The organism is Streptomyces sp. NPDC003284 (assembly GCF_053589675.1).
Genome location: NZ_JBSFSI010000004.1, coordinates 379,421 through 401,483, shown reverse-complemented (window position 1 = coordinate 401,483; position 22,063 = coordinate 379,421). Strand labels below are relative to the sequence as shown.

Annotated in this window: 17 protein-coding genes; 4 read left to right on the top strand and 13 right to left on the bottom strand. The window is 73.7% G+C overall.

The genetic code is table 11. From position 1 onward, the window contains the following. Nucleotides 1-39 precede the first annotated feature (39 nt). From ACWDYF_RS11740 to ACWDYF_RS11695, 10 genes are all read right to left on the bottom strand, one after another. Nucleotides 40-2,730 (bottom strand): protein kinase domain-containing protein, encoded by a 2,691-nt coding sequence (locus ACWDYF_RS11740; protein ID WP_389465449.1) that lies wholly within the window; start codon nucleotides 2,728-2,730, stop codon nucleotides 40-42. A gap of 104 nt (nucleotides 2,731-2,834) precedes the next feature. After that, nucleotides 2,835-3,866, bottom strand: coding sequence for a medium chain dehydrogenase/reductase family protein (locus tag ACWDYF_RS11735; RefSeq protein WP_389465452.1), 1,032 nt, complete (start codon nucleotides 3,864-3,866; stop codon nucleotides 2,835-2,837). A 115-nt stretch (nucleotides 3,867-3,981) separates the two neighbouring features. Beyond that, nucleotides 3,982-6,132, bottom strand: a complete 2,151-nt coding sequence (locus ACWDYF_RS11730; RefSeq protein ID WP_389465455.1) for an eCIS core domain-containing protein — start codon at nucleotides 6,130-6,132, stop codon at nucleotides 3,982-3,984. A gap of 145 nt (nucleotides 6,133-6,277) precedes the next feature. Beyond that, complete coding sequence (locus tag ACWDYF_RS11725) at nucleotides 6,278-7,099, bottom strand: enoyl-CoA hydratase/isomerase family protein (RefSeq protein ID WP_389465459.1); 822 nt, start codon at nucleotides 7,097-7,099, stop codon at nucleotides 6,278-6,280. Continuing rightward, nucleotides 7,096-8,358 carry a cytochrome P450 gene (locus tag ACWDYF_RS11720; RefSeq protein WP_389465463.1) on the bottom strand — a complete coding sequence of 421 codons (1,263 nt, stop codon included), beginning with the start codon at nucleotides 8,356-8,358 and terminating at the stop codon, nucleotides 7,096-7,098. Before ACWDYF_RS11720 ends, ACWDYF_RS11725 begins: the two co-directional genes overlap by 4 nt. Before the next feature lie 108 nt (nucleotides 8,359-8,466). Further along, nucleotides 8,467-9,777 (bottom strand): cytochrome P450 family protein, encoded by a 1,311-nt coding sequence (locus ACWDYF_RS11715; protein ID WP_381742374.1) that lies wholly within the window; start codon nucleotides 9,775-9,777, stop codon nucleotides 8,467-8,469. A gap of 97 nt (nucleotides 9,778-9,874) precedes the next feature. Beyond that, nucleotides 9,875-10,489 (bottom strand): GTP-binding protein, encoded by a 615-nt coding sequence (locus ACWDYF_RS11710; protein ID WP_026252116.1) that lies wholly within the window; start codon nucleotides 10,487-10,489, stop codon nucleotides 9,875-9,877. Further along, nucleotides 10,464-10,838: a DUF742 domain-containing protein gene (locus ACWDYF_RS11705; protein ID WP_018565314.1), complete on the bottom strand. Its 375-nt coding sequence runs from the start codon at nucleotides 10,836-10,838 to the stop codon at nucleotides 10,464-10,466. The genes ACWDYF_RS11710 and ACWDYF_RS11705 overlap by 26 nt, the downstream gene beginning before the upstream one ends. Next, nucleotides 10,835-11,236: a roadblock/LC7 domain-containing protein gene (locus tag ACWDYF_RS11700; protein WP_168720687.1), complete on the bottom strand. Its 402-nt coding sequence runs from the start codon at nucleotides 11,234-11,236 to the stop codon at nucleotides 10,835-10,837. The genes ACWDYF_RS11705 and ACWDYF_RS11700 overlap by 4 nt, the downstream gene beginning before the upstream one ends. Beyond that, nucleotides 11,233-12,420, bottom strand: coding sequence for an ATP-binding protein (locus ACWDYF_RS11695; RefSeq protein ID WP_389465468.1), 1,188 nt, complete (start codon nucleotides 12,418-12,420; stop codon nucleotides 11,233-11,235). The genes ACWDYF_RS11700 and ACWDYF_RS11695 overlap by 4 nt, the downstream gene beginning before the upstream one ends. 502 nt (nucleotides 12,421-12,922) lie before the next feature. On the opposite strand from ACWDYF_RS11695, the gene ACWDYF_RS11690 reads away from it, so the two are divergent. Together ACWDYF_RS11690 and ACWDYF_RS11685 are read left to right on the top strand one after the other, a co-directional pair. Further along, entirely contained in the window at nucleotides 12,923-14,512 is a 1,590-nt protein-coding gene (locus ACWDYF_RS11690) for a sodium:solute symporter (protein WP_389465470.1), read from the top strand. Nucleotides 14,513-14,751: 239 nt separating this feature from the next. Then, the gene (locus ACWDYF_RS11685) at nucleotides 14,752-15,930 is read left to right on the top strand and encodes an anhydro-N-acetylmuramic acid kinase (protein WP_389465473.1); all 1,179 of its coding nucleotides are present in this window, start codon (nucleotides 14,752-14,754) and stop codon (nucleotides 15,928-15,930) included. A gap of 20 nt (nucleotides 15,931-15,950) precedes the next feature. On the opposite strand, the gene ACWDYF_RS11680 is transcribed toward ACWDYF_RS11685, so the two are convergent. Continuing rightward, nucleotides 15,951-16,928, bottom strand: coding sequence for an RNA polymerase sigma-70 factor (locus tag ACWDYF_RS11680; RefSeq protein ID WP_389465476.1), 978 nt, complete (start codon nucleotides 16,926-16,928; stop codon nucleotides 15,951-15,953). Between the two features lie 163 nt (nucleotides 16,929-17,091). On the opposite strand from ACWDYF_RS11680, the gene ACWDYF_RS11675 reads away from it, so the two are divergent. Further along, nucleotides 17,092-17,892 carry a response regulator transcription factor gene (locus ACWDYF_RS11675; protein ID WP_389465478.1) on the top strand — a complete coding sequence of 267 codons (801 nt, stop codon included), beginning with the start codon at nucleotides 17,092-17,094 and terminating at the stop codon, nucleotides 17,890-17,892. Next, the gene (locus tag ACWDYF_RS11670; protein ID WP_389465481.1) at nucleotides 17,882-19,708 is read left to right on the top strand and encodes a sensor histidine kinase; all 1,827 of its coding nucleotides are present in this window, start codon (nucleotides 17,882-17,884) and stop codon (nucleotides 19,706-19,708) included. Before ACWDYF_RS11675 ends, ACWDYF_RS11670 begins: the two co-directional genes overlap by 11 nt. Here ACWDYF_RS11670 and ACWDYF_RS11665 read toward each other — a convergent pair whose 3' ends face one another. Both ACWDYF_RS11665 and ACWDYF_RS11660 read right to left on the bottom strand, forming a co-directional pair. Further along, nucleotides 19,709-21,136: a M1 family metallopeptidase gene (locus ACWDYF_RS11665; RefSeq protein WP_389465484.1), complete on the bottom strand. Its 1,428-nt coding sequence runs from the start codon at nucleotides 21,134-21,136 to the stop codon at nucleotides 19,709-19,711. After that, nucleotides 21,133-22,044, bottom strand: a complete 912-nt coding sequence (locus ACWDYF_RS11660; RefSeq protein ID WP_389465487.1) for a M20/M25/M40 family metallo-hydrolase — start codon at nucleotides 22,042-22,044, stop codon at nucleotides 21,133-21,135. Before ACWDYF_RS11660 ends, ACWDYF_RS11665 begins: the two co-directional genes overlap by 4 nt. Nucleotides 22,045-22,063: the final 19 nt, after the last annotated feature.

Sequence of the window (22,063 nt, the reverse complement as noted above, 5' to 3'; positions counted from 1 at the left end):
GTCGTGGAGCACCCGGGCGGACGCCCGGCGGCCGCCCCGCTACCCGCCCTGCACACAGGCGCGCAGGGCCGACACCCCGTAGCCGTCCGTCTGGAGCCCGCGCAGGGACTTCGACACGGTGAAGGCGAGCGTCGGGACGTACACCGGGACCGCCGCGGCCTGCTCCATCACCCGGCGGTCCACGGCCGCCCAACGGGCCCCGGCGGTACGGATGTCCGGGGCGGCGTCGGCGTCGTCGACGGCCCCGTCGACGCCCGCGTCCGCGAGCCGGGACCAGTTGACGTGTCCGAGGCCCTGGGCGCTGTGCGCGCTGAAGTAGTCCGGCAGCAGGGACGAGCCGACGGGAAGGGAGGCGGTGAGGGCCTCGGAGCCGAACACGTCGTAGGAGGCCGTGTCCTGGTAGAACTTCTCGGGCGCCACGGCCAGCAGGGTGACCGTGAACCCGGCCTTCTTGAGGGCCTGCCGCACGGTCTCCGCCTGGGCGGCGCCGTGGAACTGGTCCGAGCGGTAGGCCACCGTCAGCTTCTGGCCGGTCCTGCCCGCCCCGTCGAGCAGGGCGCGGGCCGCGGCCGGGTCGCCGTCGTCCCCGGCCCGGAACACGTCGAAGCCCCGGGAGCCCACGACACCGGGCGGCAGCAGATGATGGGTGACCGTGCCCGACACCCCCGAGGCGCGCAGCACCTGCCCGGCGGGGATCGCGGTGGCGACCGCCCTGCGGACCGCCGGGTCGGTCAGGCGCCGGGTGTTGACGAAGTAGCTCCGCGCGTACCACGCCGGTGCCGTGAGGGTCCGCAGCCGCGCGTCCGCCGGGACGCTGTCCCGGCCGAGCGGACCGCCGGTGAAGGTCATCACCGGCACGCCCGACTCCGCCAGCGACAGCAGCGTCTTCCCGGCGGTCGAGGCGTCGCCGGTGCTCTCGACGGTGAACCGGTCGGGGTACGCCGTGCGCAGCGGGTCGCTGTCCGGCTGCCAGCGCGGGTTGCGCGCCAGCTCGACCGTGCCCTTGCCACCGGACAGGTCCGCCTTCGTGATCCGGTACGGCCCGGTGGTGGGCGGTGCCTGCGCCGACGGCGGCTTCCCGGTCCAGGAGCGGGGCACCGGCACCCCGGAGGGGCCGGAGAGGGCGACGCCGAAATCGGCGCAGGGCGCGGCCAGGCGGAAGACGACCGTGCGGTCGTCCGGGGTGCCGACCGCCCCGGAGGGCAGCTCGGCGCCGCTCATCCGCTCGGCGCCCGACAGACCGAGCAGGCGGCGGCGCATCAGGTCGTCGTCGGCGCTGAACGCCGGGTCGAGGGTGCGTTCCACCGCGTGCGCGAAGTCCCCGGCGCGCACCGGCTCGCCGGTGTCGTAGCGCAGCCCCGGCTTCAGGCGGAACGTCCAGGTGCGGCCGCCGTCGCTCACCGCGCCCGGACCGTCGGCGAGGTCCCCGACGAGGCGTACGGTGCCGTCCGGCAGCGTCTTGAGACCGGTGAGGCTCCGATAGGCGAGCTGGCTCAGCTTGACGTCGCCCGCGGCCTGCGCGTCGCCCGGGTCGACCGTGGTGAGGGAGGACTCCACGACCGCGACCCGTCCGCCGCGCCGGGCGCCGTTCACCGCCGGGGCCGGGCCCCTGGAGTCCGCAGCCGTGCCCTCGGTGAGGGTCTCGGGGTGCGCGGCGGGCGCCACGGTGCCGGCCGCGCCGTCGAAGCCGCCGCCCGCTGCACCGCCGCCCGTGTCCCGCCACGGCTGCGTGACGGCGAGCGCGGCGGCGAGGGCGCCCGCGGCGACGGCCGCGGCGGCCGCCGCCCACAGGCGGCGGCGCGCGGGCCGGACCGGTGCGGGGCCGGTGCGCCGGGGCGGCGCGAGGACGTAGGAGGTGGCGGCGGCCGCAGGTGCCCCCTCGGGGGCGGGGCGGGCCAGTGCGTCGAGCGCCGTCGCGGCGGCCGTCGCGTCCGGGCGGTCCGCCGGGTCCTTGGCCAGCAGCCGCAGCAGCAACTCGTCCCAGACGGCGCCGAGTCCGGGCCGCAGCGCGGAGGGGCGCCGTACCTCCTCGTGCACATGGCTGTACATCAGGACGGCCGCGGAGGCGCCCGTGAACGGCGTGGTCCCGGTCAGCGTCTCGTACAGCGTGCAGCCCAGCGAGTACAGGTCGCCCGCACCCGTGTCCCCGCCGCGGGTGAACCGCTCGGGCGCCATGTAGTGCAGGGTGCCCACGGGCGCGTCCGTGGTCGCGGTCAGATGTCCGGCACCGGTCCTGGCGTCGAGGAACTTCGCGACGCCGAAGTCCAGTACCTTGACGGTCCCTTCGGCGGTGACCATCACGTTGGGCGGTTTGATGTCGCGGTGCACGACGCCCGCACGGTGGGCCGCCACGAGGGCCCGGCACACCTGGGCCGCAGTCTCCGCCGCCCGCGCGGGCTCCATCGGGCCGTAGGTGTCGAGGAGTTCGCGCAGGGTGCGCCCCGACAGCAGCGGCATCACCAGATACGGCGTGTCGCCGTCCGCGCTGTGGTCGAAGACGGGGACGATGTACGAGCTCTCCAGTGCCGCGGCGGCGCGCGCCTCGCGGACGAACATGCCGAGGAACCGGGCCCGTTCCGCCTCGGTCAGGCCCGCCGGTACGCTCAGCAGCTTCACGGCGACCTGCCGGTCGAGCCGCGCGTCCGTGGCCCGCCACACGACGCCCATGCCTCCGGCGCCGATCCGTTCGCGCAGGGTGTAACGCCCCCCGAGGACCGCGCCGTTGTCCATCTCCGTGCTCCCCCCGAGCGCCGCCTGCCGTGCCGTCTTCGCCGTCAATCTACCCGGCGGGCGGCCGCGATCAGGGGTCTCGCGCGGGAACTCCCGCCCGGGGGCTACGGGTTGAGGACGACCTTTCCGGCGACGGTGCCGGACTCCGCCAGCCGCACCGCGTCGGCGATCCGGTCGAGCGGCAGCCGGGCGGCCACCTGCGCGGTGATCTCGCCCTGCTCCAGCGCCCTGAACACCGAGGTGAGGTCGGCGCGCAGCCGGGCGCGGAAGCGGTCGCGGCCGAGGGACCGGCCGGCCCAGACGTTGTAGAAGTACGCGTGCCGCCGGTTGGGCAGCGCGTTCCACAGCCACACCCGGCCGAGCAGCTTCAGCACGGGCAGCTGCTGGGAGCCCTCGTCGTCCCGGGTCGAGGCGGTGCCGTAGGAGACGAGGGTGCCGCCGGGGGCGAGCAGCCGCCAGGAGTCGACGATGCCGGGGCCGCCCACGTGGTCGAAGACGGCGTCCACACCGCCCGGGGCGAGGGCGCGGACGCGGGCCGGGACGTCCTCGGTGCGGTAGTCGACGGGGACGACGCCCTTCGCCCGCAGCGCGTCGTGGTGGCGGGCGGAGGCGGTGCCGATCACCTTCGCGCCCGCGGCGGCGGCGAGCTGGACCAGGACCGAGCCGACGCCGCCGTTGGCGCCGTGCACCAGCACGGTCCCGCCCGCGCGCACCCGGGCCTTGCGGTGCAGCATCTGCCAGGCGGTGATGCCGTTGATCACCACGGTCTCCGCCTCCGCCGGGTCGAGCCCCGCGGGCACCGGCACCACGTCGGCGGCGTCGACGGCCACATGGCTGGCCCAGCCGCCGACCTTGAGCAGCGCGGCCACCCGGGTCCCGACCAGGGCGGACGGTACGCCGTCACCGGCCGCCACCACCGTGCCGACCAGGTCGTAGCCGGGGACGAACGGGAACGGCGGCTGGTCGTAGTAGCGGCCCCGGCGCATCTGCTGCTCGGCGAAGGAGACCCCGGTGGCCTCCATGCGGATCACGACCCGGCCCGGAGCGGCGACCGGCACCTCGCCCCGCCGGATCTCCAGTCCCTCGGGTTCCACGACGCCCGGCAGAACGACCTCGACCAGCTTCTCGGCATGCATGACGACCTCCATCGACCGTGCCGCCCGGCGGCGGCTGGCTCCTCCCTTACTGTTATAGGTCATTTAGAGGGTGAGGTGCAACAGAAAGCGTTAGAGGCTGTAACTAGAGACGTCACTACTGGTACACGTCGTCGTACCGGTCCCCGCGGTCGTACCGTTCCGACCGGCCGTACCGGTCCGAGCCGTACCGGTCGGAACCGCCGTACCGGTCGTCGCGGTCGTAGCGCCCCTGACCGCCGTACGCCGCCGCCTGCTCCCGCGCCTCGCGCTCCTGCTGGGCCGCGTGGATCTCGGCGACGGCCTGGCGCAGCTTCGAGCGCACCGTGTTGTGCAGATAGGTGAACTCCAGCTCGGTGATGGTGCCGCGCCGCCCGTCCATGACCTGCCGGTGGATCTCCCGCTTGCGGCTGGAGTTGATCCGGCCCACCGGGACGAGCGAGATGCGGTAGCTGATGAACTCGGCGGAGTTCCACCTGCCGCCGGGGACACCGGGCACCTCGACGGGCGACGGGGTGACCAGCGCCTCCGCGTCCAGCTGGATCGAATAGCCGAGGGCCGCCAGCCGCGGCACCAGCGGGCGCAGCGCGGTCTCCATGGCGAGCTGCTCGGTGTTGACCGCGTTGGTGCCGATCACCAGGTTCTCCGGCATGTCCGGGCCGCCGTCGCCGTCGCCGATCAGATGGCACCACTCGTGCGAGGCCAGCCGCTGACCGGAGGAGCCCTTGCGCCCTTCGGCGCCCATCAGCTCGTGGGCCTGGACGCCGCCCATGGTGCGGTGCGGGCTGCGGCCCGCGTCGCCGCGGCCCACCTGGGGAGGCGCCGAGAGCATCGAGACGGACTTGCGCCGGTAGTCCTCGGGGTGGGCGTTGGCGGCCGTGTGGTCGAAGGCCGCCGCGGTGACGTCCCTGCGGCGGTCCTTCTGCGCGCCGTCCGCGTGCAGGAAGTGCGGGTCGACGCGGTCGTCGGCGACGTGGAACACGAACGGCTGGCTGCGCGGCGCCGGCAGGGGCCGGAAGAACCGCATGTCCTCCTGCGCGAGACGGCTGCGGGAACTCAGCCCCATCTCGTGCGCGGCGACCTCGGCCTGCGGCCCGGGTACGGGACCCCAGTACTCCGGGTTGGGCGACCAGCGCTCGTCGAACCGGTAGGTGCGCCCCGCCGAGTGGCCGCTGTCGCGCATCTTCAGCTTGCGCTTGACGACCTGGAAGGAGCGCTCGGGGTCGATGAGGGTCGTGCCCCGCCGGTCCGGCCGGTTGATCATCTCGATCTCGTAGATGAACTGGCCCGACTGGTACTTCATCGGCCAGCTCTCCCGCGGGCCGGGATCGCGGTGGCGGACGGAGGGCAGCGCGGAGTCCCGCGTCCGCAGGACCTCCACGTCGCCACGGCGCGGGACCGCGTACGCGGCGGTCGGCGTGGGCGGCAGGCTGCCGTCCCGGCCGAACGTCTCCGCCGGGACGTACAGGGCGGGCAGGTTCGCCAGGTCCTCGATCTGGTCCTCGGCCAGTTCGAGATCGCTGGGGCCGCGCCGCGCACCGCGCGAGCCGCGGGTCAGACGCTGCGCGGGGACGGCCGCCCCGGACGCCTCCTCCGCCGTCCGGCCCGCTGCCCGCCCGCCCGGCGCCGTGGTCCGCGGTGCGGCGGACTCCGGCCCGGCGGCCACCGGCTGCCCGGCGGGGCGGCTCATGACACGGGCCGCCGTCGCCTCGGCCTCCCGCTCGAAGCGGTCGGACGGATCGGAGACGCTCACCCCGTCGCCGTGGTCGGTCCCGGCGACCGGGCCCCGGCGCTGCTGGACCACATGGGTCAGCTCGTGCGCCAGTGTGTGCCGGTCGGTGCCGTCCGCGCCGATGACGATGTGGCTGCCCGAGGTGTAGGCGCGGGCGCCGAGTTCCGCGGCGGACGCCCTGGCCGACGTGTCGTCGTGGATCCGTACGTCGGAGAAGTCGGCCCCGAGCCGGGTCTCCATGTCGGCGCGGACCGAGTCGTCCAGCGGGCGCCCCGCGCCCCGCAGCACGTCGTGCACGGCCGACCGCTGCACCGCGGGCCGCTCCGCCCGCTCATGGCCGCATCCGGCGCCGTGCACATGCTGCTCCGGCGCCGCGCCGCCGTGTCCCGCCTGCCGGAGCAACTGCGCCACGGCGCCGTTCCCGGCCTTCGCCTGGAGCGCGAGGACCCCCGCGGGCGGTCTGTCGGGCCGGGGCAGGTTCCGTCCCCGGGGCCGCGTCCCGTGTCCTTCGGCCCTGGCCTCTTCCCGTTGCTGCACGGATCCCCTCCCGTTCGCCGGTCGGCTCCGCCCGGCGGCGGCAACCGGTGATTCTTCTTAGCCGAGATATCCCGGAGCGGCCAGGTGCGCGGGGGCAGAGCCGGCCGACCGGAGAGGCAGGGCGGCGGCCGGTGCGGCGCGGCCCTCAGGAACGGTGGGTGCCGTCCGCCGCGCCCCGCGCGGCCGTGTACGCCCGCTCGGCCAGCACCGAGGCCATCAGTTCCGCGTCCAGCGCGGTGATGTCGGCCAGGCGTGACGCACCGGCGTAGGCGTTGAACAACTGCTTGGTGACGCGCAGCGCGGCGGCCGGGCGGCGGCTTACCGGGGCGGCCCAGGAGCGTACCGCCGCGTCCAGGTCCGCCTCCGGGACGACCTTCTGGAGGATCGAGAGGTCCCGGGCCTCGTGGGCGCCGAAGGTCCGGCAGGTGAGGACGAGTTCGCGCACGCGCGCGGCGCCGACCTCGCTGATCAGGCGGGGCAGCAGCCCGCCCCAGGCGGTGGGCAGGCCGAGGGCCAGCTCGGGCAGCCGGAACGTCGCGTCCTCGGCGCCGACCCGCAGATCGCAGGCGAGGGCCAGCGCCAGGCCCGCGCCGACGGCCTTGCCCTGGACCCGGGCGATGGTGACGGCGGGATGCTGCGCGAGCGCCTCGCAGACCCGGCGGGCCTTGGCGCCGGAACCGCGGACGCCGCCCCCGGTGGGGTCCTGGGCCAGTTGCCCGGCGTACTCGGTGCGGTCGCCGCCCAGGCAGAAGTCGGCACCGGCCCCGGACAGCACGATCACCCGGACCTCCGGGTCCCGGGTGTCGAGGACGGCCAGCAGCTCGTCGAGCAGGGCCTCGGTGACCGCGTTGCCCCGGTCCGGGTCGGCCAGCTCCACCGACAGGACGGCGCCCTGCCGGTCCGTCCGCAGCGTCCTGGGGCCCCAGCCGGGTCCGAGGGCCTGAACGGGTATGGGCAGGGCGCTCATGTCGTCACTTTCAGGGAGGTCACGCGGCGGAACACCATCCGGGGGGCGTAGACGGGGCCGTCGGCGAGTTTCAGGGTGGGGAATCGGTTCAGCAGTTGGCGCAGGAAGGTACGGGCCTCCAGGCGGGCGAGGGCCGCGCCGAGGCAGTAGTGGGCGCCGCCGCCGAAGGTGAGGTGCTGGCCCCCGCGGAGGATGTCGAAGACCGAGGGGTCCGGGTTGCGGCGGGGGTCGTGGTTCGCGGCGCCGTACAGCACGTGGACCATCGTGTCCCGGGCCACGGGCACGCCCGCCAGCACCGTGTCCTCGCCGGCCACCCGCGAGTTGATGTGGATCGGCGGGTCGTAGCGCAGCGCCTCGTCGATGGCGTCGTCGATGTGCTCGGGCCGCTCGCGCAGCCACTCCCACCGGCCGGGTTCCGCCAGCAGCAGCCGGACGGCGACGGAGAGCAGGGTCGCGGTGGTCTCCAGGGACGCGATGGTGATGAACATGACCAGGTAGTAGAGGACGCGGTCCGCCTCGGCCCGGTCGTCGGGCAGTTGGGCGTCCCAGTGGCGGATCCAGCCGGACAGGACATCGTTGCCGGGGCGGGCCCGGCGCTGCCTGATCAGGTCGGTGAAGAAGACCCGCATCTCGGCCGTGGCCTCGGCGGAGACCGCCAGTTGCTTCGCGGTGGGCAGCAACTCCTGGGCGTGCACCTGCCGGTGGGTGAAGTCCAGGATGCGCGCGTGGTGCTCGGCCGGGATGCCCAGCCAGTGCCCGACGGTCCGTACGGGCAACAGCTCGGCGGCGCAGGTGACCAGGTCGGCCTCGCCGTGGGTGCGCAGCCGCTCCGCCAGGACGTCGAGGAGCGCGGCGACATGTCCCTCGATGTCCGGCTGCATCGCGGCGAGGGTCTGGCGGTCGAAGAGGTTGCCGAGGCTGCGCCGACGGCAGGTGTGGGCCGGTGCGTTGAGCCGGGACAGGGCGTGGCTCATCTCGCGGGTGGCGGGGGCCTGCCACCGGCCGGGATCGGGCAGCCGGTCCTGCCAGGCGAGGTCGGGCACCAGCCAGGTCCTGCCGCGCAGGACCTGGCTGCACGCCTCGAAGCCGGTGACGAGGTACCCGCCCCACGGGGCGGGCACCACGTCGCCCATGGCGCGCAGTTCCGCCCAGAGGGGGAGCGGGTCGGTCTGCCCCTGGGGAGAGCGCAGACGCCGGAGGACCGAGATGACGGCGCGACGGTCGACGGTTCTGCCGTCTGTGCCCGCGACAGCAGTCACACATAGCTCCTTCGGCCGGGCTGAGCGTTACGGATACGGCCGGAAACTACCCCTGCCCCACCCGTACTCATGCGCCCCAGTGTGTTGTTCCTGTCACATGTCGTTGTCCTAGACCCGGAAGATGTCCAGGAAAGTGGACCAAAATCCCTTCTTCGCGGCCCGGCCCGTGTCCCGGGCCGCCGGGGCGGCGGGTGCGCGGGGCGGTTCGGGCAGGGGCCGGGCGGCCGGACCGGCGGCCGGCTGGAGCGCGGCCACCCGGGTGCCGGGGGTGGGGGTGAAGCGGACCGGCAGTTCGGCCAGGGCGCGGTGGAACGGCCCCGGACGCCAGTGGAGTTGCTCCGCCGGGACGTCGAGCGCCAGGTCGGGCAGCGCGTTGAGGACCGCCTCGATCGCGGCCAGCGCGATCACGGTCGCCGGGGACTTCGCCGGGCAGGCGTGCGGGCCGGTGCCCCAGGCGAGGTGGCCGCCCTTGCTCAGCGACTGCCGGGCCGTGCGCAGCGAGGGGTCGTTGTTGGCGCCGCCGAAGCTGATCACCAGCGGGGTGCCGGCCTCGACGTGCACCCCGCCGAGGTCGACGTCGTGCACCGGGTAGTGGGTGGCGTAGTTGGCGATGGGCGGGTTGTTCCACAGGACGTGGTCCAGCGCCTCCTCGATCAGCATTCCGGCGCCCCGGGTGGAGGAGCCGCGGGTCAGCAGCAGGAGCAGGGCGTTGCCGATCAGGTTGCGCTCCGGCTCGACCCCGGCGCCCATCAGCATGACGAGCTGGTCCTTCAGCTCCTCGTCGGTCAGTCCGGCGGGGTGCTGGATGAGCCAGGAGGTGACGTCGTCGCCGGGCTCGCGCCGCTTGAGCGCGATCAGCTCCATGAGGCAGGCGGTGAGTTCCTCGTTGGCCTTGAGCGCGTCCCGGCCGTCGAAGATCGCCGACATCGAGCTGGTGAGCCGGTCGCCGATCCCGGCCGGGCAGCCGAAGAGCCGGTTGAACAGCAGCAGCGGCAGCAGCTTCGCGTAGTCGTTGAGCAGGTCGGCGCGGCCCCGCTCGCTGAACCGGTCGATCAGGAAGGCCGCGATGGGCTCGACGTCGCGCCGGATCCGGCCGATGTTGAGCCGGTCCAGGCTGTCGGTGACGGCCTTGCGCAGCCTGAGGTGGAACGAGCCGTCGGTGAACAGGCAGTTGGGCCGGTACGCCATCATCGGCAGCACCGGGTTGTCCAGCGCGATACGGCCCTCGTTGAGGGCCTTCCAGCGGCGCGGGTCCCGGCTGAAGCTCGTGGTGTTCTGGAGGACGGTGCGGGCCGCCTGGTAGTCGACGACGAGGGTGGCCTCCACGCCCGGGGCGAGTTCGACCGGGGCCGCGGGCCCGGCGGCGCGCATCGCGTCGTAGGCGCTGTGCGGGTCGGCGGCGAAGTCGTGGCCGTGCATGGGGCAGCGCGGTGGGGTGCCCGGCGCGGCGGAGGACGGTTGAAATTCCATGGTTCTTCGGATCCTTTGTGTTCCGGACGGCCGTGCGGGGCGGGGCCTACCGCGCGGACGAGTAGGCCGGAGAGCAGGCCGCACGGGAGAGGAGGTGCTGCACGAGGGTGATCAGCGCACGGCCCGCGGACTCCCGGCTGCGGGCGTCGCAGTACGAGACGGGCGTGTCCGGCAGCAGATCGAGCGCCTCGCGGATCTCCTCCTCCGGGTACTGGTCGTCCGGCGTGAACGAGTTGACCGCGACCGCGTACTCCAGGCCGTACTGCTCGACCAGTTCGATGACCGGGAACGAGTCGACCAGGCGCACCGGGTCCACCAGGATCAGCGCCCCGAGCGCGCCCCGGGCCATGTCCTCCCACAGCTGCATGAACCGCTGCTGGCCGGGCGTGCCGAACAGATACAGCACGACCTCGTCGAGGGTGAGCCGGCCGAAGTCCAGGGCGACGGTGGTCGTCACCTTGTCCGGGGCGCCGCGCAGATCGTCCACGTGGGCGGACGCCTGGGTCATCCGCTCCTCGGTGCGCAGCGGGCTGATCTCGGAGAGCGAGCCGATGAACGTCGTCTTGCCCACGGCGAAGTGGCCCACCACGAGGATCTTCGCGGTGGTCGTCACCGCGCCTGAGACGTAACTGGGCTCAGGCGAGGCGTGTTTGGAGTCCATGCAGCACCTTTTCGATGAGCGCTCTGTCGGCGGCCTGGGCGGGGGGTGGAGCGGCACGGCGGAGCAAGTGCCCTTGATCGGCTAAATCCGTCAGCAGGAGCCGGGTCACGCCCACCGGCAGACTCAGGTACGCCGCCACCTCGGCCACGGACAGATAGCCGCCCGCGCACAGCTCCCAGATGGCGCGGACCTCCGGCTTGGCGTTCAGGGGCAGTTGCCGGTCGGGCGCCAGCGTGACGAGTGTGTGCAGCGAGAGGGCGTCCGCGGAGGGCAGTTGCCGGCCGCCGGTGATGACATAGGAGCGGACGAGTTCGCTGGAGACCGGAGCTTCCTCGCCGTGCGCCGTCATGCCTCAGCACCAGCGCTCTGACGCGGCTGTGTGCTCAGCGCCCTGCCCATGGCCTGCACCTGCTGCTGCATCCGGATGGACATCAGCTCCATGTCGACGTCCAGCGCCGTGGAGACGGCCAGGTACGCGCCGTTGCCGGCCGCGCTGAGGAAGATCCAGCCGCCGTCGTAGCCCATCAGGGTCTCCTTCCAGACCCCGCGGCCGCCCTCCACGAACCCGGCGACGGCCCGGCTGAGCGACTGCATCGAACTCATGGCGGCCGCGTGCCGCTCGGCCTCGTCGCGGCCGATCTCGCTGGAGCGCTCCATGAGGAGGCCGTCGGCGGAGACGAGGATCGCGTGACGGGCGCCCGTCACGCTCAGGACGTCGTTCAGTACCCAGGACAGATCGGGGATCACTGGTCTTCAGGTCCTTCCGTGGTGGTGGTGTCCCGCCCGATGAGGGTCCCGCGTGCGAAAGCGCCGATGCGCGCCGCGGTCGCCTGGCTGCTCTGCTCCTGCGGCCTGCCCTCCTGGTCCGCGGAGGCCGGCTGCGGCAGCACCGAGACCGCGCGCCGGCGCTTGGGCAGCCCGCCCGCCGTCTTCCCGATGATCGGGACCGGTGCCGGTCCGCGGTCGATGTGCTGCGGCGCCTCCTGCGCGGCGGCGGCAGGCTCTTCCTGGGGCGCGGGCGCGTCGTGGGTCAACAGACTCTCCGGGAGGAGGACGACCGCGCGGACGCCGCCGTACGGCGAGACGGAATCGACGGAGACCCGGAAGCCGTACCGGGCCGCGAGCACACCGGCGACGGCGAAGCCGACCCTCGGCGGGCTGCCGAGGCTGGTGATCGAGACGGGCCCCTGCGCGTTCAGGAGCGCGGCGGCGCGGTCCTTCTCCTCCTGGCTGATGCCGAGACCGGCGTCGTCGACGATCAGGCACACACCGGTCGGCACGGCCTGGATGTTGACCTCGACGGGGGTGCCGGGGGCGGAGTAGTTGGTCGCGTTGTCCAGCAGCTCCGCCAGGACGACCGCGACGGGCTCCACGGCGGTGCTGGCGACCGCGACGTTCACCTGGCTGTGGATCTGCACCCGGTCGAAGTGCTTGATCCGGCCCTGGGCGCTGCGGGCCACGTCGTAGACGCCTGCGGCGCTCTCACGGCGGCCGAGCCAGCCGCCGCACAGGGCCGCGATGCCCTGGGCCCGGCGGCCGAACTGCGAGTTGGTGTGGTCGATCGTCATGAAGTCGGCGAGGATCTGCGGGTCGTCGCCGTACTTCAGGCGGGCCAGGTCGCTGATGGAGCGCTGCTGTTCGTCCGCGAGCACCTGCAAGGTCCGCATCCACGCCCGGAGCACGTCCTTCGTCTCCGACTCGGCGTCGCTGCGCACCTCCGCGAGGGCGCGTTCCTGTTCGGAGCGCAGGGTCGCGTTGTGGGCGTGCAGGCTGTGCCGTTCGGCTTCGAGCTGGATCTTGTCCGAGCGCAGCTCGGCGTTCTGCCTGCGGAGCGCCATGTTGGTTCTCCGGGCGCGCATCACCGCGGAGACCGCGGCGATCAGTACTACTACCAGGATCCACAACAGCGGATCCGTCATCCATGACGTCATGAGACTCTCTTCAAGTCGCATCGCGGGGGGTCGTGTGGGCCGTGCGGCGGTGGCCACGGTCGCGGGCCTCGCGCCGCGCTGCGGGCCTCACTCGCAGGCCAACGGCTTCTCCTCCATGAGTCGCAGGACTGTCCCCAGTGACGCGTGCATGACTTCGCGTCCAGCCTACTGATAAGTCCGATGATCTTAGCAGTCCGGTCACTATCAATATCCTTTCGGGCGAGCCCACTTGACGATCGGACAGTTTCGGTTCCCCCTCTGTCCACTTCAGGGCGCCGACGACCCGCTTTCTGGGTGTTCGAACAGGTCAGAGCCTTCTCGGTGCGGTGTGGACAGTGAATTCCACACCAAGATCCAGGAGGTTCCGTGGAGGAGATGGACAAGGAATGACGGCCGCCCGGCAGGGCGGATTCCGGCCGTGCGCACGTCGTGCGCTGACAAGCGCTGACGGCGGCGGTATGAGTGGGGGACCAGCGCAGCACCGGATGCCGGAGGAGGGCGCGTGCGCCGACTCGACCTCGTGGTCGTCGTCCTCTACCTGATCGCCGTCGCGGTGACCGGACTGCGGCTGGCCGGCCGTCAGACGTCCGCGAAGGACTACTTCGTCGGCGCGGGCCGGCTGCCCTGGTGGACCGTCTCCTTCTCGGTCGTGGCCACCGAGACCAGCGTGCTCACCGTGATCAGCGTGCCCGGCGGCGCCTACGGCGGACAGGACTTCGGCAACGTCGAACTCGCGCTCGGCTACGTCGTCGGACGCGTCGTCGTGGCCGCCGTGCTGATCCCCCTCTACCAGCGCGGCGGCTTCGTCAGCGCCTACCAGTACCTCGGGAGCAGATTCGGCCGGCGGCTCCAGGGGCTCGCCTCGGTGACCTTCATCGGCACCCGGCTGCTCGCCGAGGGCGTACGGCTGTTCGCCTCCGCCATCCCGATCCGGCTGCTGCTCGACGAGTTCGGCGTGCACCCGGGCTACCGCACGATCATCGTCGTCCTCACCGCGATCACCGTCGTCTACACCTACCTCGGTGGCATCAAGGCGGTCATCTGGACCGACGCCCTCCAGATGACCCTCTACCTGGGCGGCGCGCTCCTCGCCGTCGCGGTGCTGTCCGCCCGGGTCGGCGGCGCGGGCTTCGCCGGTGCCCTGCACGCGGGCCGGTTCCGGCTCTTCGACCCCGACTTCGGCCCGGCACACATCCTCACCAGCCCCTTCGCCCTGCCCACGGCCATCGTCGGCGGCGCCCTGTTCGCCATGGCCAGCCACGGCTGCGACCAGCTCATCGTCCAGCGCGTCCTGGCCACCCGCTCCCTGAGCGACGGCCGCCGGGCCATGATCGCCTCCGGGATCTTCGTCACGATCCAGTTCGCCGCCTTCTCCCTGGTCGGCGCGCTGCTGTGGTCGTACCACCAGGGCCGCAGCGCCCGGCAACTGGGACTGGGCGGCACCGACGACCTCTACCCCGACTTCATCCTGCACGGGCTGCCCGTGGTGATCTCCGGACTGCTGGTGGCCGGCATCCTCGGCGCCGCGATGGGCTCGCTGTCCTCGGCGCTGAACTCCATGGCCGACTCGACGGTCGCCGACCTCCTGCACAGCTTCTGCCGCCGCGCCCCCTCCGAGGCGGCCCTGCTCCGGCTCGCCCGCGCGGCGACGCTCCTGTGGGCGGTGCTCATGGCCGTCTTCGCCTGCGCCTTCAGCACCGGGACCGGCAATGTGTACCTCACCGGGCTCACCATCGCCGGGTACACCTACGGCGCCCTGCTCGGCGCCTTCCTGCTCGGCCGGCTCGTCCGGCGCGCGGGCGAGACCGACTCCGTCGTGGCGTTCCTGGTGACGGTCGGCGTGATGACGTACGTCGTGCGCGAGGTGCGGATCGACGTCCCCAGCGGCACCACCACCGTGCCGACCGCGCTCGCCGCGCAGTGGCTGGTGCCGCTCGGCGTGGCGGTCACCCTGGCCGTCGGCGGCGCGCTGAGCCTGCTCCACCGCGCACCCCGGGCCCCCGACCGCACGGCCGGAACCGCCGGGACCGCCGGGACCGGCGGACCGGGGCCCGGCACCGACCGCTTCACGACCGCCGCCGACCGCGACTGAACGCGACCGGCCGCGACCGGTCAGGACCGGTCAGGACCGGTCAGGACCGTCTGAGACCGGCCGCGAATCCGGCGTCTCGGCCGAGGTCCGGGAGACGCGCCCGCCACCCGAGGAGAAGCCGTGCCACAGCCCGCACCCGGATCCCCACCCGGATCCCCACCCGCGCCCGCACCCGCGCCCGTACCCCCACCCGCACTCGCCTCGCGGCCCGCCCGCCCAGGCATCCACCGGGAGGCGCCGTGCGGGTGATCGGCCTGATGTCCGGCACCTCCCACGACGCCGTGGACGCCGCCGCCGCGGACCTCGCCCTGGACGGCGACACCCTGGTCCTGCGGCCCCTCGGCCAGTTCGCCGTCCCCTACCCCGAACCGCTGCGGGACCTGATCGCCGCCACCCTGCCGCCCGCCGCCACGACCACCCGGGCGATCTGCGCCCTGGACACCGGCATCGGCCAGGCGTTCGCCGGGGCCGCCGTACGCGCCCTGCGCGAGCTGTGCGACGGCCGCGCCGACCTCGTCGTCTCGCACGGCCAGACCCTCCACCACTGGGTCGAGGACGGCACCGTGCGCGGCACCCTCCAACTCGGCGAGGCCGCCTGGATCGCCGAGGCCAGCGGCCTGCCCGTCGTCTCCGGGCTGCGGAGCAGGGACGTCGCCGCGGGCGGGCAGGGCGCGCCCCTGGTCGGCCTGACCGACACGCTGCTGCTGCGCGCCCTGCCCGGCACCCCCGCCGCCCTGAACCTGGGCGGCATCGCCAACATCACCGTCGTCGCGCCCGGCGCCGATCCGCTCGCCTTCGACACCGGCCCGGCCAACGCCCTGCTCGACGCCGCCGTACGCCACTTCACCGGCGGCGCCGCCGCGTACGACGAGGACGGGCGCCGCGCCGCCGCCGGACGCACCAGCGCCGGTCTGCTGCGCGTCCTCCTGGACGACCCCTACTACCGCAGGCCCGCCCCGAAGAGCACCGGCAAGGAGCACTTCCATCTGCCGTACCTGCGGCGGGCGCTGGCGGCGGTGCCCACCCCGCGGGCCGACGACGTCCTGGCCACCCTGACCCGGCTGACCGCCGTCACCGTCGCCGACGCCTGCCGCGCCCACGGTGTCACCAGCCTCCACGTCTCCGGCGGCGGCACCCGCAACCCGGTCCTGCTGCGCCTGATCGCCGGGGAACTGCCCGGCGTACCGCTGCGCCCCAGCGACGCCCTCGGCCTGCCCTCCGCGGCGAAGGAGGCCCTGGCCTTCGCGGTCCTCGGCTACCTCACGGTCAACGGCCTGCCCGGCACCCTCCCTTCGGCCACCGGCGCCCGCCACGCCACCCTGCTCGGCAGCATCACCCCCGGGCGGCTGCCGCTGCGCCTGCCCGAACCCGCGGCGCGGGCACCCCGCCTGCTGCGGATCGCACACCCCGGCCCCTGACACCTCGGCGGCCCGGCGTGTCAGTCCTCGCCGCCGCCGAGCGACGCCGCGTACGGCAGCAGCTTGGCCGGGTTCATCACCCACATGATCCGCTCGATGCCCCGCTCCGACACCTCCACGGACAGCAGCGCCGCGGGCTGGCCGTCGAACGAGACCAGCACGGCCGGGCGGGCGTTGGCCTCCGTCCAGCGGACCTGCGCCGCGGGCCAGAAGCGCGGCGCGAAGGCCGCGAGGTACCTGGCGACACGTGTGCGTCCCACGACCGGGATCCGCGATGCCCCGCGCACCCCGCCGCCGTCCGAGCAGCTGACGACGTCCGCGGTGAGCACGTCCTCCAGGAGCGCCATGTCGCCCGTCCGCGCCGCGCCGAGAAACACCTCCAGCAGCCGCCGGTGCGCGGCCGGTCCGGCGGGCTTCCGGCGGCCGTCGGCCAGATGCCCGCGGGCCCGGCTCACCAGTTGGCGGGTGTGGGGCTCGCTGGTCTCCAGGATGTCCGCGATCCGCCGGTACGGATAGTCGAACGCCTCCCGCAGCACATAGGCGGCCCGTTCCACCGGGTTGAGCTTCTCCAGCAGGAGCAGCACCGCCAGTTCCACGGCCTCGGCGCGCTCCGCGCCCAGCTGCGGATCGGAGCGGGTGTCGACCGGCTCGGGGAGCCAGGGGCCGACGTAGGACTCACGCCGTACCCGGGCCGACCGGGCGACGTCGACGGCGAGCCGGGTGGTCACCGTGGTCAGGAACGCCGACGGCTCGCGGACGCCGGAACGGTCGGTGTTCTGCCACCGCACCCACGCCTCCTGGACGACGTCCTCGGCCTCCGCCGCGCTGCCCAGCACCCGGTAGGCGATGCCGAAGAGCTGCCGCCGGGCCGCGACGAAGTCCCTGGCGGCCCGGTCGAGGGAGGAGCCGGACGAGTCCGGAGCGGAACGGGGGGAGTCCGGAGCGGAACCGGGGGAACCGGGGAAGTCCGGAGCGGACCTGTCGTCGTCGGCCTGCATCGCTGTTCCCTCCGCTCCGCGCCCATGCTACAAGCCGCGCCTCCCGCCGGGCCCGCGCCCGAATGTCAGGAAGTCGTCGGGTTCCTGTCCTGGTCCGGTGCCGCGGGCCGCGTTCCGCCGCGACGGCGGGTCCGCGCCGCCGCGCCCTTCCTACGATGGCCACATGTGTGCGTATGTGCTGCTCGCCGACGACGACCCCAAGCAGACCGATCTCATCCGGCGCTACCTGGAGAGGGAGGGCCACACGGTCGGTGTCGTCCACGACGGGCGGGCCGCTCTGGAGGAGGCCCGGCGGCGGATGCCCGACCTCCTGGTGCTGGACTGGATGATGCCCCGCACCGACGGCCTGGACGTGTGCCGGGTGCTGCGCGCCGAGTCCGACGTCCCGGTCCTGATGCTCACCGCCCGCGCGGAGGAGGACGACCTGCTGCTCGCCCTCGACCTCGGCGCGGACGACTACATGACCAAGCCGTGCAGCCCGCGCGAACTGGTCGCCCGCGTCCGCACCCTGCTCAGACGGACCGGCCGCACGGCCGCCCCTGGCAGCGCCCCGGCCACGGCTGCCGGTGCCACCGCGCCCGCGCCCGTGTTCGTGGTCGGCTCGCTGGTGGTCGACCCGGCCCGCTTCGAGGTCCGGGTGGACGGCCGCGCGATCGTCTGCACACCCGGCGAGTTCCGGGTGCTGGAGATGCTGGTGTCGGCGCCCGGCCGGGTGTTCACCAGGAAACAGGTCCTGGAACGCCTGCACGGCATCGACCGGTATGTCACCACACGGACGGTCGACGGGCACGTCATGAACCTGCGGCGCAAGATAGAGCGCGACCCCGCCCGTCCTGAGCGGCTGCTCACGGTCTACGGCGTCGGCTACAAGATCGCCGACATCCGCGACGAGACCCCGGCCGACCCCCGCGCCGCCCGCTCCGCGCCCCCCGCCGACCGCGGAACAGGCTCCCGTGCGCGGTGACATACCGCTGCGCCGCAGCCTGCGGGCGCGGCTGCTGGTGCTCTCCGCGCTGGTCTCGCTGTGCTCGATCGCCGCGACGGCCTGGCTGGTCGCCAGCCTCACCGCCGTCGCCATCGGCCGCGAACACGGCCAGGTCCTCGCCGACGACGCCCGCATCTACGACGCGCTCGTCGGCTACGCGGCCACCCACACCGACTGGAACGGGGCCGGGCCCGCGGTCCACACCCTGGCCCGGCAGACCGGCCGCCGGATCACCCTCACCGACCAGAACCGCCGCGTCCTCGCCGATTCCGGGGACGGCAGCCGCAGAGCGGCCGGATCGCTGCCCGCGACGGCCTCGGCGACCGTGGACCCGCTGGCCGTGGACAGCGCGCTCGCCGCGCGCCGCGACGGCACCCGGTCCGACGGCATCGATCCGCGCGCCGTCGGCCCCTTCCGGCTGCCCCGCGCGGAGAAGGCCGGACTGGACGCCGTCGCGGGCCGCGTGGCCGCCTGCGTACGCTCCACCGGACAGCTGTCCGGCATCGAGATCACCCGGCAGCCGAACGGACGGCCCGAGGTCGCGTTCGACGGCCGGGACCTCGGCACGAGCGACCGCTGTGCGGCGAACAGCCTGAACCGGCTCACACCCACCGAGGCCACGGCACTCGCCCAGCTCAGCCGGCTCGTCAACGACTGCCTCACCGGCCGTCACGCCGCGCGCGTCCGGCTCGCCGCCGACCTCACCTGGACGGCCGCCGGCGCCCGCGGCGCCCCCGACAGCCGGGCGGTGACGACCTGCCTCACCACCGCGCGCCGCGAACAGCTCGCCCCCTATGTGGCCTCGCCCGCACTGCTCTTCGCGACCGCGCCCGACCAGAAGATCGCCACCTTCTTCGACCTCTCCGGCGCCAACCGCACCCGGATCGCCGGTGCCGCCGTCGCGGTGCTGCTGGTCACCGTGACCGTCACGTTCCTCGTCGGCACCCGCATGGTGAAGCCGCTGCGCGCGCTGACCGGCGCCGCCCAGCGGATGGCGGAGGGCGACCGGAGCGCACGCGTCGAGGTGAGCGGCGGCGACGAGTTCGGCCGACTGGCCGCCGCGTTCAACCTGATGTCGAGCAGACGACAGCAACTGGAGGAGATGCGGCGGGCGTTGGTCAGCGATGTGGCCCATGAACTGCGCGGACCGCTCGGCAACGTCCGGGGCTGGCTGGAGGCCGTCGAGGACGGGGTGGTCCCCGCCGACGAGGGCGTCGTCTCCTCCCTGCTGGAGGAGGCGATGCTCCTCCAGCACATCATCGACGACCTGCGCGACCTCGCCGCGGCCGACGCGGGCGCGCTCCGGCTGCACCCGGAGGACGTCGACACGGCCGCGCTGCTCGCCCAGGTCGCCCGCGCCCACCGGGCCGGAGCCGCTGCCGCCGGTGTGGAGCTGCGGGTGCGGACCGGGCAGGGGCACACCCTGCGCGCCGATCCCGTGCGGCTGCGCCAGGCGGTCGGGAACCTGGTCTCCAACGCCGTACGGCACACACCCGCCGGAGGCACGGTCACGCTGTCCGTCCACCTGGACGGCGCCGAGGCGGTGTTCGCCGTCGAGGACACCGGGGCCGGTATCGGCGCCGAGGATCTGCCCAAGGTCTTCGACCGGTTCTGGCGCGCGGACAAGTCCCGCAGCAGACAGAGCGGCGGCAGCGGCCTCGGCCTGTCCATCGTCCGCAAACTCGCCGAGGCGCACGGCGGCACCGCGCACGCGTCCAGCGTGCCCGGCGCCGGATCGGTCTTCTCGCTGCGGCTGCCGGCCGGTCCCCGGGAGACCGGGGACCGGGACGGCTGATCAGGTGTGCGGGTGCGCGGCGGATGGCGGCGCCGGGGACAGGCCGCCCGGATACAGGTACCGGTCCGGCGGGATCACGGTGCTGTGCGCCCACGCCGCGAAGAAGCCGCGCAGGTCCTGGTGGGACACCTGGCCCGCCAGGGCCTCGAACTGCGGCCAGGACGCGTTGCCGTAGCGGTGCGCGGACTGCCACTGCCGCAGGGTCCGGAAGAACACGTCGTCACCCACCGTGCGCCGCAGGGCGTGCAGCATCAGCGGCCCCCGTTCGTACAGGGCGGCGTCCAGCTCCCGCCCGGCACCGGGGTCGTACAGCGGGACGCGCCAGAACTCCGGGTCGGCGCGGTGCTCCTCGACCTGCGGGCCGTAGTAGTCGTGGTCGATGTCGTCGCCCTCCTGGTGCTCGTACCAGAGCCACTGGGCGTACGAGGCGAAGCACTCGGCGAGGCAGCCGTCCCGCCAGTCCTTGAACGACACGCTGTCGCCGAACCACTGGTGGGCCAGCTCGTGCGCCATCGCCACGTCGAACAGGCCCACGTCGTACGTCGGACGGCTCTGCGTCTCCAATTCGGGTGCGGTCGCGGCACGTTGCGAGGTGACGATGGCTCCCGCCGAGGAGAACGGGTACGGGCCGAACCGGGCGGAGAAGAGGTCCAGGATCTTCTTCTGGAGCGCCTCGGACTCCGCGTCCACGATCGTGCCGGGCCCGATCGCGTTGATCACCGGCGTCCCGTCGGCCAGCCGGTCGGTGTGCACCGTGAACCGGTCGACGGCCAGGGTGCTGGCGTAGGTGACCAGCGGCCGGTCCTCGTACCAGCGGAAGGTGCGGTGCCCCGCGCCGTCCGAGGTCACCGGTCCCGGCCGCCCGTTGCCGACGGCGGTCCAGCCGTCCGGGACGGTCGCCGTCAGCCGGAAGGTCGCCTTGTCGGACGGATGGTCGTTCGCCGGGTACCAGGCCGAGGCGGCGTGCGGTTCACCGACGACCGACACCCCGCCGTCGGTCAGCGGGATCCAGCCCTCCCCGACCGGCTTGCCCGCGTACCGTACGCGCACGGAGAAGGGGGCGCCCTTGCGCAGCCGCCGGGCCGGGGTGACGACGAGTTCGTGCGCGCCCTCGCGCGCCACGGCGCGGGCCGCCACCCCGTCGACGGTCACCGAGGAGACGTCGAAACCGGTCAGGTCCAGATGGAAGCGGTCCAGGTCCTCCAGGGCGCGCGCGGTGACCGTGGTGTCGCCGTCCAGGTGGTCGGGGCGGGCCGGGTCGTAGACGACACGCACGTCGTACTGGGCCACGTCGTACCCGGAGTTGCCGTCGTCGGGGTAGTAGGGGTCGCCCACACCGGACCCGCCGTCGGCCGCGGAGGCGGGCGCCAGGGAGGTGAGCACGCACAGGGCGAGCGCGGCGAGCGGGGGGACGAGACGGCGCTTCATCGGCGGTCCTTGGTGAGGGCGAGGTGCCAGGCCACGTCGAGCACGGCGTTCGTGCTGAGCGCCAGCACGTCCGGGTCCACGTTGTGGATGTCGTCGCAGGCGCTGTGGATGCAGTCGGAGATGCCGGTGGTGAAACCGGCCATGGGGATGCCGGCGGCGGCGAACGACTGGTCGTCCGAGCCGGTGTTCCCGATGTCGAAGGTGGGGACCGAGCGGGCCGCGAAGTACGCCTCGAACGCGTCGGTGGCCTCCACCGCCCCGGCGGCCCCGGCCGGATCATGGGTGACCAGCCAGGTCGTGATGTGCCGGGAACCGGCCTGGTCGAAGTTGAGATAGCTGCCGATGGCGGAACGCTGGGCGGGAGAGAGCCTGTTCACATAGTGCGCCGAGCCGAACAGGCCGCCCTCCTCCGCGCCCCACCAGGCGAACCGGAGGTGCCGTTCGGTGCGCGGGTGGGCGCGGGCCACGGCGACCGCGGTGGCGAGGACGGCGGCCGAGCCGGACCCGTTGTCGTTGATGCCGGGACCGGCCGTGACGCTGTCCAGGTGCGCGCCCAGCATGAGGGTGTCGCGGGTGTCGCCGCCCGGCAGGTCGGCGATCAGGTTGTAGCCGGTGGCACCGTCGTGCGTGAACGGCTGGAGGACGGTCCGGTAGCCCGCCCGCTCCAGCACCCGCCGCACATACGCGACGGACTCCCGGTAACCCGGGGTGCCGTGCGCCCGGTTGCCGCCGTTGCGGTCGGCGATGGCCTGGAACTCCTCCAGATACGGCATGACGGCACGCGCGGTGACGACCGGCGGGTCCGGGGCGGTACGAGGGGCCGGGGCCGCACCGGCGGGAGCGGTGCCGAGCAGGCCGGCGCACAGCGCGGCGACGGCGACGGCGCGCAGCAGAGGGCGCGATGCCATGAGATCGCTCTCCTGTCGA

Coding starts and splice junctions, on each gene's coding strand:
- ACWDYF_RS11665 (WP_389465484.1), bottom strand. CDS start 21,136: ATGAAGCGCCGTCTCGTCCCCCCGCTCGCCGCGCTCGCCCTGTGCGTG.
- ACWDYF_RS11660 (WP_389465487.1), bottom strand. CDS start 22,044: ATGGCATCGCGCCCTCTGCTGCGCGCCGTCGCCGTCGCCGCGCTGTGC.
- ACWDYF_RS11675 (WP_389465478.1), top strand. CDS start 17,092: ATGTGTGCGTATGTGCTGCTCGCCGACGACGACCCCAAGCAGACCGAT.
- ACWDYF_RS11695 (WP_389465468.1), bottom strand. CDS start 12,420: ATGACGTCATGGATGACGGATCCGCTGTTGTGGATCCTGGTAGTAGTA.
- ACWDYF_RS11715 (WP_381742374.1), bottom strand. CDS start 9,777: ATGCACGGCCACGACTTCGCCGCCGACCCGCACAGCGCCTACGACGCG.
- ACWDYF_RS11740 (WP_389465449.1), bottom strand. CDS start 2,730: ATGGACAACGGCGCGGTCCTCGGGGGGCGTTACACCCTGCGCGAACGG.
- ACWDYF_RS11710 (WP_026252116.1), bottom strand. CDS start 10,489: ATGGACTCCAAACACGCCTCGCCTGAGCCCAGTTACGTCTCAGGCGCG.
- ACWDYF_RS11705 (WP_018565314.1), bottom strand. CDS start 10,838: ATGACGGCGCACGGCGAGGAAGCTCCGGTCTCCAGCGAACTCGTCCGC.
- ACWDYF_RS11725 (WP_389465459.1), bottom strand. CDS start 7,099: ATGAGCGCCCTGCCCATACCCGTTCAGGCCCTCGGACCCGGCTGGGGC.
- ACWDYF_RS11680 (WP_389465476.1), bottom strand. CDS start 16,928: ATGCAGGCCGACGACGACAGGTCCGCTCCGGACTTCCCCGGTTCCCCC.
- ACWDYF_RS11735 (WP_389465452.1), bottom strand. CDS start 3,866: ATGCATGCCGAGAAGCTGGTCGAGGTCGTTCTGCCGGGCGTCGTGGAA.